The organism is Streptomyces sp. NPDC045778, from assembly GCF_056431945.1.
Genome location: NZ_JBWKJZ010000001.1, coordinates 479,535 through 490,318 on the forward strand (window position 1 = coordinate 479,535; position 10,784 = coordinate 490,318).

The window sequence follows — 10,784 nt, forward strand, 5'->3', positions numbered from 1 at the left end:
CCTCGCATTGTGGACTAGACCATTCTTGTCTGTCTACGTACGGGGAGATGTTTGTTGCCGTGCCGCGCGCGGATCCGCACGCCGCTGGGACAGGGGGCCCTGACTCGCGGGAGGGCCTGGGCCGCCTCAGTGCGCGGAACCCGCCGGCTCGGACGCGGGCCAGGCCCGCATCGCCATCTCCGCGACGGCCTCCAGCTCCTCGCGGGTGGCGCCGTCCCTCGACTGCTGGGACAGGCCTTGCAGGACGGCGCCCACATAGCGGGCGAGCGCCGCCGCGTCCGTGTCCTGCGGCAGCTCACCGCCGGCCACGGCCGCCTTGATGCGGTCCTCGAACGAGGCGAGGTTCGCGTTGCGCTGGTCGCGCAGGGTCTGCTCGACCTCGGGCGTCGCGCAGTTGACCGCGGCGTGGATGACGAGGCAGCCATGCGGATGCGAGGGGTCCGTGTACTCCGCGGCGGCCTCGCGCAGCATGCGCTCGACGCCCGCGCGGGCGGTCGGCTCCTCGTCCAGGGCGCGGGCGCCGAAGGCTCCGTACGAGCCCGCGTAGCGCTGGAGGACCTCGGCGAACAGCGTCCGCTTGTCGCCGAAGGCCGCGTACAGGCTCGGCGCGCCGATGCCCAGCTCGCGGGTGAGGTCGGAGACGGACGTCGTCTCGTACCCCTGCTCCCAGAAGGTGCGCAGGGCCTTCTCCAGGGCCGTCTCGCGGTCGAAGGAGCGGGGCCTGCCTCGCTGTTTCGTCGCCATGGGAAAAATTCTATAGCGGACGCTAGATAAGAGGGAGGGAGGCGGGGTATGGTCTTTGTGTAGCGACCGCTAGAGAAATAGGGGGGCGCCTGGTCATGGGTGCGCTGACGGGCAGGACGACGAGGGAAGAGACGGGGACGGCCGGGCTGGCGGCCGGGTCGACGGCGGGGCGCCTCGCCGGCAGGACCGCGCTCGTCACGGGCGGCAGCCGGGGCATCGGGCGGGGCATCGCCGAGCGACTCGGCCGTGACGGCGCGCGCGTCGCCGTGCACTACGGCAGCAATGAGGCGGCGGCGAAGGACACGGTGGCGGCGATCGAGCGGGCGGGCGGCTCCGCGTTCGCGATCGGCGCGGAGCTGGGGCGCCCCGGGGACGCTCAGGCCCTGTGGTCGGCGTTCGACGCACACGCGGACGGCGTGGACATCTTGGTGAACAACGCGGGGATCGGCACGTCCCGCCCCTTCGCCGACACCGACGAGGCGGAATTCGACCGCCTCTTCGCGGTGAACGCCAAGGCGCCGTACTTCATCACCCAGCTCGGCACGGAGCGCCTGCGGGACGGCGGCCGGATCATCAACATCTCGTCCGGCGCCTCCCGCGCCGCCCTCATGCCGGACATCCTGACGTACGCGATGACGAAGGGTGCCCTGGACGTCTTCACGCGGAACCTCTCCAAGGTCCTCGGCCCCCGGGGCATCACGGTGAACTCGGTCGCCCCGGGCATCGTGGACACGGACGTCAACGCCGCCTGGCTGCGCGGCGAGGAGAACAAGGAAGCGTGGGCGGGTGCGGCGGCCCTGTCCGCCCTCGGCAAGGTCGGCACGGTGGAGGACATAGCCGACGTGGTCGCGTTCCTCGCCTCGCCGGACGGCCGCTGGGTGACGGGCCAGTGGCTCGACGCCACGGGGGGCTCGCTGGCCTGAGCTGCCCGGCCCCGGCCACTGCTACAGCTACGGCTATGCCCACAGCTTCGACCTCGGCTTCGGCTTCGGCGGAGCGGGGGGCCGGCCGCCGTCGCCAGCCGACCTCCCGAGGCCCCCTCGCCCCCGCCCCCCGGCATTCAGCGCGTCTCCGTCACCTTGGCCAGAGCCCTGGGCGCGTCGGGGTCCTGGCCGCGGGCGATGGTGACCTCGTAGGCGAGGAGTTGCAGGGGGATGATCTCCAGGATCGGCTGGAGTTCCTCGGCCACGTCCTCCGTTGGCAGCACGAATCCGGCGGACGCCTGCTCGACCTGGGCCTTGGGGCCGATGACCACCAGGTCGGCGCCGCGGCCGCGCAGTCGGTCGAGGACGGGCTGGAGCGCCTCCCCTCCCCTGCCGTCCGTCACCACCGCGATGACCGGGGAGATGTTGTCGACCATGGCGAGGGGGCCGTGCAGGAGGTCGGCGCCGGAGTAGGCGAGGGCGGGGATGTAGCTGGTCTCCATCAGCTTCAGGGCGGCTTCCTTGGCGGTGGGATAGCCGTAGCCACGAGAGGTGATCACCATGCGTTCGGCGAAGCGGTAGCGCGCGGCGAGGGTGCGGATCTCCTCCTGGCGTGCCAGGAGGCCCGCGGCGAGGTCGGGCAGGGCGTCGGCCTGCGCCCCGTCGCTGCCGCGCAGGCCCTCGACGAAGAGGTACAGGGCGAGCAGGGAGGCCGTGTAGGTCTTCGTCGCCGGGAGGGCCTTCTCCGGGCCCGCGAGGATGTCGATGTGGTGCTCGGAGACGGCGGCCAGGGGCGAGTCCGGGTTGTTGGTGACGGCGAGGGTGACGGCGCCGGCCTCGCGGGCGGCCTGGGTGGAGGCCACCAGGTCCGGTGATCCGCCCGACTGGCTCACGGTGATGACCAGGACGTCCCGTAGGTCGGGCTTGGCGCTGTAGGCCGTGGTCGTGGACATGGAGGTCAGCCCGCAGGGCAGGCCGAGGCGGACTTCGAGGAGGTACTTGGCGTAGAGCGCGGCGTGGTCGGAGGTGCCGCGGGCGGTGAGCAGCACGAAGCGGGGGCGCTTCGCCGCGACCTCTTCGGCGGTCCGGCGGATACCGGGGGCGCCGACGTCGAGGATGCGCCGCAGCACGTCGGGCTGCTCGGCCATCTCCCGGGACATGATGCGGCCCGGCTGCTCGCTGTAGGGGGAGGAGGGGGTCACGGTCATGGGTACCACTCTGCTCGCTCCTGGCCGGGAGCGCTCCTCGTTCACGGGGTTCGCCGGGGTCACGGGGCCCGCCGGGAGGGCGCCTCGCCCACCGGGCTCGGGCACGCTCGGCCGCGCTCCACCGGGCACGGTCCCGCTCCACCGGGCAGAGGCAGGGGCTCGGCTGGGCTCGGGCTCGGCTACGCTCCGCCGGGCACGGGCACGGGCACGGGCACGGGCTCGACCACTCCCCGCCAGGCGCGGGCTCGGGCTCGGCCACGCTCTGCCCGGCACGGGCTCGGGCTCGCTCCGCCGGGCACGGGCAGGGGCTCGGCCGCGCTCGGCTGGGCTCGGGCTCGGCCACGCACCGCCGGGCACGGGCTCGGCCTCGGGCACTCCCCGCCGGGCACGGGCTCAGGCTCGGGCTCGGGCTCGGGCTCGGGCTCGGGCTCGGCCACGCTCCTCCCGGCACGGGCACCGGGCACCGGGCACCGCCACTCCCCGCCCGGCTCAGGCGTGCCCGCCCCGAACTCCAGTGGACTCCGGCTGCCCTCCCCGGGGCTCGGGCCCTCGCAGCTCTCGGCCTCCCCCGGGCCCCGGGCCTCAGGCCCAGGTCTCGGCCCCCTCCAGGGCTCGGATCACCGCGGCTCAAGGCCTCCCCCGGGTCCTCGGGCCCCAGGCCTCGGCCCCTCGGGGGGCCGGGCCCCTGCGGCACCCGGACCCCCAGGCCCCGGGCCTCAGGACCCCGGCCCCCGCAGGCCCGGGCCCCAGGCCCTCGGGCGCCCCCAGGCCAGGGCTCCCGCACGCTTCGAGGGCGCCCCCGCCCCCCGCGCCCCGGCTCGGGAGGCGGAAGCATGGGTGCGAGAGGGCTGCGCCGCACGGGGGCAGCTCTGCTAGATTGGTCTATACCACACCGTCCCCCTTCTCAGATCGGCAGGCCCAGCGTGGAAGTTGTCATCGTCCCGGACGCCAAGGCAGGCGGCGAGCTCATCGCGGAGGCCATGGCCGCCCTGGTGCGCCGTAAGCCTGACGCCCTGCTCGGTGTCGCCACCGGCTCGACCCCGCTGCCCATCTACGAGGCCCTGGCCGCCAAGGTCCGCGGCGGTGCCGTGGATGTGGCGCGGGCGCGGATCTGCCAGCTCGACGAGTACGTCGGGCTTCCGGCCGGGCACCCGGAGTCGTATCGCTCGGTGGTGCTCCGGGAGGTCGTCGAGCCGCTCGGCCTGAGCGAGGCGGCCTTCATGGGGCCCGACGGCAGCGCCGAGGACGTGCAGGGTGCCTGTGAGGCGTACGACCGTGCCCTCGCCGAGGCGGGTGGGGTGGACCTCCAGCTGCTCGGGATCGGCACGGACGGGCACATCGGGTTCAACGAGCCCTGCTCGTCGCTGGCCTCGCGGACGCGGATCAAGACCCTGACCGAGCAGACCCGGGTGGACAACGCGCGGTTCTTCGACGGCGACATCGACCAGGTCCCGCACCACGTCATCACGCAGGGCATCGGCACGATCCTGGAGGCGCGGCACCTGGTGCTGCTCGCGACGGGCGAGGGCAAGGCGGACGCCGTGGCGGCCACGGTCGAGGGGCCGGTGGCGTCGATCGTGCCCGCGTCCGCGTTGCAGCTGCACGCGCACGCGACGGTCGTGGTGGACGAGGCCGCGGCGTCGAAGCTGAAGCTGGCGGACTACTTCCGGCACACGTACGCGAACAAGCCCGCGTGGCAGGGGCTCTAGGCCTCGGGTCCGGATCCGCGTAAGGCGCCGGCCGCCCCATCGAGTGGGGCGGCCGGCGCCTTCGTCTCTGCTGGCCCTCGGCCCCCGCGCTAAGCGCCCGTGATCGCTTCCGCTGCCGCGATGCCGCAGACGCGGGCCGCGCCGTGGGTGGCGATGTGCAGGGCGCCCGTGGGCTTGGCCTGGGGGACGCCCATCTCGACCACGATGGTGTCGGGGCGTGCGGCGAGCAGGTGGTCGACGGCCGCCGTCATCCAGGGGTGCCGGTGGGCGTCGCGGACGACGGCGACGATCCGCCGGTCGCCCGCGGCGGCCAGGGCCTCGCGGCCCGCGGCGTCGCCGGTGAAGGAGCCGGTCCCGGTGCCGGGCAGGCGGCGGCCGAGTTCGGCGGCGACGCCCCAGGGGGTCTCGTCGCCGACCGCGATGTTGGCCACCGGAGTGAAGGCGGCGACGTAGGGGGCGCTGGTCAGCGGGCCCGCGTAGGTGTCGGTGTGGGTGACCGTCAGGGCGCGGCGAGCCGCGCGCAGGCCGATCTCGGTGTCGGGCACGCCCCCCGAGCGCCCGGCCGCGCCCGACACCGAGGTCCAGTGAGCGAGCGCCCGGACCCGGGCGGCCGCGTCGGCGAGCCGCTCCTCGGGCAGCTCGCCCCCGCGTACGGCCGCCACGAGGGCGTCGCGCAGACGGCGTACGGTCAGCTCGTCGTGGAGGCCGCCGCCGACGCAGATGGCGTCGCAGCCGGCGGCGACGGCGAGGACGGTGCCGCGTTCGATGCCGTACGTCGAGGAGATGGCCTGCATCTCGATGCCGTCGGTGACGATCAGGCCGTCGAAGCCCAGCTCACCGCGGAGCAGGTCGGTGAGGATGCGCCGGGAGAGGGTCGCCGGGTACTCCGGGTCGAGCGCCGGGACGCTGATGTGGGCGCTCATCACGGCCCGCGTGCCCGCGGCGACGGCGGCCCGGAAGGGGGCGAGTTCGCGGGCGGTCAGGACGTCCGGGTCGACGCCGATGTGCGGCACGGCGTGGTGCGAGTCGACGGCGGTGTCGCCGTGGCCCGGGAAGTGCTTGGCGCAGGCGGCGACGCCGGAGGACTGAAGGCCCTCGATGTACGCGGCGGTGTGCCGGGCCACCAGGTCGGGGTCGGCGCCGAAGGAGCGTACGCCGATGACCGGGTTGTCCGGGTCGGAGTTGACGTCCGCGGACGGGGCCCAGTTGAAGGTGACACCGCACTCGGCGAGGCGGCGGCCCAGCTCGGCGGCGACGCCGCGGGTGAGCGCGGTGTCGTCGACCGCGCCGAGGGCGTGGTTGCCGGGGAAGGACGAGCCGGTGCGTACTTCGAGGCGGGTGACGTCACCGCTCTCCTCGTCGATGGCGACGAGGAGGTCCTCGCGCTCGGCGCGCAGCTGGGCGGTGAGCGCGGCCACCTGCTCGGGCGTCTCGACGTTGCGGCCGAACAGGCCCACGGCGGCCAGGCCCTCGCCGATGTGGCGGAGCAGCCAGTCGGGGGCGGTGGTGCCGCCGAAGCCGGGCTGGAGGACGGTGAGGGCGTCGCGCGTCAGGGCGTCGGGCGCGGATGCGGTAGAGCTCATGGGTGTGCGTTATCCCTTCACGGCACCGTCGGTGAGACCGGCGACGGCGCGCCGCTGGAGGAAGACGAAGAGGAGCAGGATCGGGATGGCGAAGATCGAGGACGCGGCCATGGTGGCGCCCCAGTCGTCGCCGTAGACGGTCTGGAAGCTCGACAGCCACGTCGGCAGCGTCTTGGACTCCGGGTCCTTGTTGACGAGGAGGGCGATGGGGAACTCGTTCCAGGCGGTGATGAAGCCGAAGAGCGAGGTGGACATCAGGCCGGGGGCGAGCAGCGGCAGGATGACGCGGCGGAAGGCCTGCATGCGGGTGCAGCCGTCGACCATCGCGGACTCCTCGAGTTCCTTGGGCACGGCTGCGACGAAGCCCCGGAGCGTCAGGATCGTGAAGGGCAGGACCATCACCATGTAGAACAGCGTCAGCGGAGCCAGGCTGTTCAGCATGTCGGCGTCGCGCACGATCATGTAGATCGCGATGACCATGACCTCCCAGGGCGCCATCTGGGCCAGCATGAAGCCGATGATGAAGCCCCGGCGGCCCTTGAACCGCATGCGGGCGAGCGCGAAGGCCGAGAGCAGGCCGAGGACGAGGGCGAAGACGACCGCGAGGACGGTGACGGTCACCGAGTTGATGACCATCTGCCCGAAGTGATCGGCGTCGACGGCCGTCTTGAAGTGCTCGAAGGTGAAGTCGAGGGGGATCCAGACCGGGTTCTCGCTGATGATGTCGCCGGTGGGCTTGAAGGCCGTGGCGAACATCCAGTACACGGGGAAGACGAAGCCGATGAAGAGGACGACGGCGACGACGTTGGGCCAGGTGCGGCCGAACCAGGAGCGCTTCACGCGTCCTCCTCTTGCTTGAGCACGATACGCAGGTGGTACGCGGTCAGGACGAGCATGATGATGATGGTCAGCATGGCGATGGCCGAGCCCATGCCGTAGTGCTGGTTGCCCGAGCCCTCGATGAAGGCGTAGACGGGCAGGATCTCCGTGAGCCGGTCGGGGCCGCCCTTGTTGATGGCGTAGACCTGGACGAGGGCCTTGAAGACCCAGATGACCTCGAGGAACGTCGTGGCGTAGAGGAAGGGCCGCAGGAACGGCAGGGTCACCGAGGTGAACTGCTTCCAGGCGCCCGCGCCGTCGAGCGACGCGGCCTCGTACAGCTCCTTGGGGATGGTCGTGGTGGCGGCGTACAGGTTGATCGCCACGAAGGGGATCGACATCCACACGATCAGCGTGATGATCACGAAGAAGGTGGAGTACTGGCCGCCGAACCAGTCGTAGTCGGCCATGGAGCTGAAGCCGATCTTGGCGAGCACCCAGTTGACGACGCCGAAGCGCTGCGCGAACAGCCACTGGTAGACGGTGGTGCCCGCGACGACGGGCATGGCCCAGGCGAGGACGAGGCCGAACAGGAGCAGCCGTCGCATCTTGGTGCCGAGCTTGGCGAGCAGCAGTCCGACCAGGGTGCCGAGCCCCATGATGAGGACGACGTTGATGGCGGTGAAGACGAGCGACCGCCCGGTGACGCGCCAGAAGTCCTCGCTCTTGAGGACCTCCTTGTAGTTGTCGATGCCGTTCCACTCGGTGAGATGCAGGATGACCTGTCTCATGTTGAGGTTCTGGAACGACAGGATCCCGTTGTTCACCAGCGGCCAGCCGAGGAACAGCAGGGTCGCCACGAGCGCGGGAAGCAGCAGCAGATAGGGCGCGAGGGCCCCGGCCCTGGCCCGGGGCGTGCGCGGGGCCCCGGTGCGCCCGCCGCCCGACTTCACTACCTCCGGCGGGCCGGAGGGCGGCCGTTCGGTCTGTACGGTCATGCTCGCCATCTCTCTCATCGGCACGTCACACAGGAATGCGCCGGGGGCGGCGAGGAGGGGCCGCGGGCACGACCCTGGTGTCACCGCCCCCGGCGGGGCGCTTCCTTACTGCTTCTGCGACAGGCGCTTGTTGAACTCGCCCTCGACCTTCTTCGCGGCGTCGGCGGGCGATTCGCCGTTCATGACCGCGGTCAGGTAGCTCTTGATCGGGTTGGGCTCGTTCTCCACGGCGGCCCACTCCGGGATCAGCGGGGTGATGCCACCGCCGGCGGCGGCCGGGGCCATGGCCTCGGCGGCCGGGTTGCCCTTGAGGTTGGACTCCAGGGCCTGCTTGTTCGGGATCACGCCGCCTTCCTTGGCGAGCGCGCCCTCGAACTTGTCGGACATCGCGATCTTCAGGAACTCCTTGGCCAGCTCCTGCTTCTTGCTGGTGGCGGCCACGGCGAGGTTGGAGCCACCGAGGAAGACGCCCTCGGGCTTGTCGGCCGTGGCGCCCGGGATCGTGAAGTAGCCGATGTCCTTCTCGATCTTCTTGTTGGCCTTGATGGCCGTGGCGGCTTCCCAGCTCATGCCGATGAACGCGCCGGTCTTGCCCTTGGCGAAGACCTCGGCCTGCTGCGGGGTCGCCTCGTCCTTGTTCTTGGGCGCCTTGGACAGGGCCTGGAACTTCTTGTACGTCTCCGCGGCCTTGACGACCTTCGGGTCGTCCAGGTTGGAGACGTACTTGTCGCCGTCCTTCTTGACCAGCTCGCCGCCCTCGCCGATGACGAGGCCCACGAAGTGGTACCAGTTCTGGCCCGGCAGGTAGATCGGCTCCGCGTCGGTCTTCTGGCCGATCTTCTTCAGGTCGGCGTAGAACTCGTCACGGGTCTTGGGCGTCTTCTTGATGCCCGCGTCGGCCCAGACCTTCTTGTTGTAGAGCACGACGCGGTTGAGCACGAACCACGGGGCGGCGTACTGCTTGCCGTCCACGACCGTGGACTTGTTGACCGACTCGGTCCAGTCCGAGCCGATCGACTCCTTGAGGTCGCTCAGGTCGGCGAGGCCGCCGGACTTGGCGTAGGCGGCCGTCTGCGTGTTGCCGATCTCGAAGACGTCCGGCGGGTTCTCCTCGGAGAGGGCGGCGGTGAGCTTCTGCTGGATGCCGTTCCAGTCCTGGACCTCGAGCTTGAGCTTGGCGCCGGTCTTCTTCTCGAAGGCCTTCGTGACGTCCTTGGTCCAGCCGTCCGGCGTCGAGCCGTCCATGGCCCAGAGCGTCAGCGTCTCGCCCCTGAAGCCGTCCGCCCCGGACTTCTTGTCGTCCTTGTCGTCGCTGCCACACGCCGCGACCGAGACCAACATGCCCGCGACACCGATCGCCGCTATGAGCCTGCGCTTCACGTCATCCTCCTTTGGATGCCACCCAGCCAACCCCCCACCCGCAGCGACCAAGAGGACCGAAAGACTGCCCGTGGGACTGGACCTGGTCTTTAATGGTGTAGACCAGTACGGGGGAGCTTGGCCTAGACCTTTTGGGGTGTCAAGGGTGTATAAGAAGGGCAGTCGGCTCCGTTATCGGACCGACACCTGAGCGGCACGGCTCTCCCCCGACGGCTTCGCTCGAACAGGGGTGACTCCCCTGGCCCGGACCGTGCCACGATGTGAGCCGCGACAGACGGAGGAGCCGGGTGACGGCAGCAGCACAGGAGCCGGTGAGAGCACCACAGGAGCGGGAAAGGCGGAGCATGGGCACAGAGGCGGGCAGTACCCGGGCCGAGGTGGGCACCTCGGCGACGGCATCCGCGAGCACGGCCGCCCCCACCCCCGTGGCGAGCGACGGCTCCGGTACCGGCCCCGGCCCCGGCCCCGGCCCCGGCAAGACCGTGCGCCCCGCCCGCGTGCCCAAGTACTACCGCCTGAAGCGGCACTTGCTGGACATGACCGAGACCCTGCCGCCGGGCACCCCGGTGCCGCCCGAGCGCACCCTCGCCGCCGAGTTCGACACCTCGCGCACGACGGTGCGCCAGGCCCTCCAGGAGCTGGTCGTCGAGGGCCGCCTGGAGCGCATCCAGGGCAAGGGCACGTTCGTGGCCAAGCCGAAGGTGTCGCAGGCGCTCCAACTCACCTCGTACACCGAGGACATGAAGGCACAGGGCCTGGAGCCGACCTCCCAGCTCCTGGACATCGGGTACATCACCGCCGACGACACCCTCGCCGGGCTCCTGGACATCACCGCCGGCGGGCGCGTCCTGCGCATCGAGCGCCTGCGCCTGGCCAGCGGCGAGCCGATGGCCATCGAGACCACGCACCTGTCCGCCAAGCGGTTCCCCGCGCTCAGACGCTCGCTGGTGAAGTACACCTCCCTGTACACGGCCCTCGCCGAGGTCTACGACGTGCACCTCGCCGAGGCCGAGGAGACCATCGAGACCTCCCTGGCGACCCCGCGCGAGGCGGGCCTGCTCGGCACCGACGTGGGCCTGCCCATGCTGATGCTGTCGCGGCACTCCGTGGACGGCGGCGGGCAGCCGGTGGAGTGGGTGCGCTCGGTGTACCGGGGCGACCGCTACAAGTTCGTGGCACGGCTCAAGCGGCCGCAGGACTGAGGCGACCGAGGCGACTGCGACACCCCGGACCGCCTCAGCGCCCTGGGGTCGACGCAGCGCCCGGGGACCCAGGCACCGCCTGCGGACCCAGGCACCGCCTGCGGACCCAGGCACCGCCCGGGGACCCAGGCACCGCCCGGGGACCCAGGCACCGCCCGGGGACCCAGGCACCGCCCGGGGACCCAGGCACCGCCCGGGGACCCAGGCACCGCCCGGGC

Annotated in this window: 9 protein-coding genes; 3 read left to right on the top strand and 6 right to left on the bottom strand. The window is 71.7% G+C overall.

The features are described from left to right. Positions 1-126 precede the first annotated feature (126 nt). On the bottom strand, positions 127-744 hold the full coding sequence (locus tag AC07GB_RS02115) for a TetR/AcrR family transcriptional regulator (RefSeq protein ID WP_478841293.1): 618 nt from the start codon (positions 742-744) through the stop codon (positions 127-129). A 95-nt stretch (positions 745-839) separates the two neighbouring features. Between AC07GB_RS02115 and AC07GB_RS02120 the strand changes: the two genes are divergently transcribed. Continuing rightward, positions 840-1,667 (top strand): SDR family oxidoreductase, encoded by an 828-nt coding sequence (locus AC07GB_RS02120; RefSeq protein ID WP_478841294.1) that lies wholly within the window; start codon positions 840-842, stop codon positions 1,665-1,667. Positions 1,668-1,804: 137 nt separating this feature from the next. Here AC07GB_RS02120 and AC07GB_RS02125 read toward each other — a convergent pair whose 3' ends face one another. Continuing rightward, complete coding sequence (locus AC07GB_RS02125) at positions 1,805-2,875, bottom strand: SIS domain-containing protein (RefSeq protein ID WP_478841295.1); 1,071 nt, start codon at positions 2,873-2,875, stop codon at positions 1,805-1,807. A 923-nt stretch (positions 2,876-3,798) separates the two neighbouring features. Between AC07GB_RS02125 and nagB the strand changes: the two genes are divergently transcribed. Continuing rightward, the gene (gene nagB / locus AC07GB_RS02130) at positions 3,799-4,584 is read left to right on the top strand and encodes a glucosamine-6-phosphate deaminase (RefSeq protein ID WP_478841296.1); all 786 of its coding nucleotides are present in this window, start codon (positions 3,799-3,801) and stop codon (positions 4,582-4,584) included. Between the two features lie 89 nt (positions 4,585-4,673). Here the strand turns inward: nagB and AC07GB_RS02135 are convergent, their stop codons facing one another. The 4 genes from AC07GB_RS02135 to AC07GB_RS02150 all read right to left on the bottom strand — a co-directional run bounded on the left by AC07GB_RS02135 (position 4,674) and on the right by AC07GB_RS02150 (position 9,364). Next, positions 4,674-6,167, bottom strand: a complete 1,494-nt coding sequence (locus AC07GB_RS02135; RefSeq protein ID WP_478841297.1) for a glycoside hydrolase family 3 protein — start codon at positions 6,165-6,167, stop codon at positions 4,674-4,676. A 9-nt stretch (positions 6,168-6,176) separates the two neighbouring features. Continuing rightward, the gene (locus AC07GB_RS02140) at positions 6,177-7,007 is read right to left on the bottom strand and encodes a carbohydrate ABC transporter permease (protein ID WP_478841298.1); all 831 of its coding nucleotides are present in this window, start codon (positions 7,005-7,007) and stop codon (positions 6,177-6,179) included. After that, positions 7,004-7,984, bottom strand: a complete 981-nt coding sequence (locus tag AC07GB_RS02145; protein ID WP_478841299.1) for a carbohydrate ABC transporter permease — start codon at positions 7,982-7,984, stop codon at positions 7,004-7,006. Before AC07GB_RS02145 ends, AC07GB_RS02140 begins: the two co-directional genes overlap by 4 nt. Positions 7,985-8,089: 105 nt before the next feature. Then, positions 8,090-9,364, bottom strand: a complete 1,275-nt coding sequence (locus AC07GB_RS02150; RefSeq protein ID WP_478841300.1) for an extracellular solute-binding protein — start codon at positions 9,362-9,364, stop codon at positions 8,090-8,092. 344 nt (positions 9,365-9,708) lie between these two features. Between AC07GB_RS02150 and AC07GB_RS02155 the strand changes: the two genes are divergently transcribed. Then, positions 9,709-10,566: a GntR family transcriptional regulator gene (locus tag AC07GB_RS02155; RefSeq protein WP_478841301.1), complete on the top strand. Its 858-nt coding sequence runs from the start codon at positions 9,709-9,711 to the stop codon at positions 10,564-10,566. Positions 10,567-10,784: the final 218 nt, after the last annotated feature.

What these genes read in the sequence shown, in the direction of transcription:
- AC07GB_RS02115 (WP_478841293.1), bottom strand. Translation starts at nt 744, where the DNA reads ATGGCGACGAAACAGCGAGGCAGGCCCCGCTCCTTCGACCGCGAGACG.
- AC07GB_RS02120 (WP_478841294.1), top strand. Translation starts at nt 840, where the DNA reads ATGGGTGCGCTGACGGGCAGGACGACGAGGGAAGAGACGGGGACGGCC.
- AC07GB_RS02125 (WP_478841295.1), bottom strand. Translation starts at nt 2,875, where the DNA reads ATGACCGTGACCCCCTCCTCCCCCTACAGCGAGCAGCCGGGCCGCATC.
- AC07GB_RS02135 (WP_478841297.1), bottom strand. Translation starts at nt 6,167, where the DNA reads ATGAGCTCTACCGCATCCGCGCCCGACGCCCTGACGCGCGACGCCCTC.
- AC07GB_RS02145 (WP_478841299.1), bottom strand. Translation starts at nt 7,984, where the DNA reads ATGACCGTACAGACCGAACGGCCGCCCTCCGGCCCGCCGGAGGTAGTG.
- AC07GB_RS02155 (WP_478841301.1), top strand. Translation starts at nt 9,709, where the DNA reads ATGGGCACAGAGGCGGGCAGTACCCGGGCCGAGGTGGGCACCTCGGCG.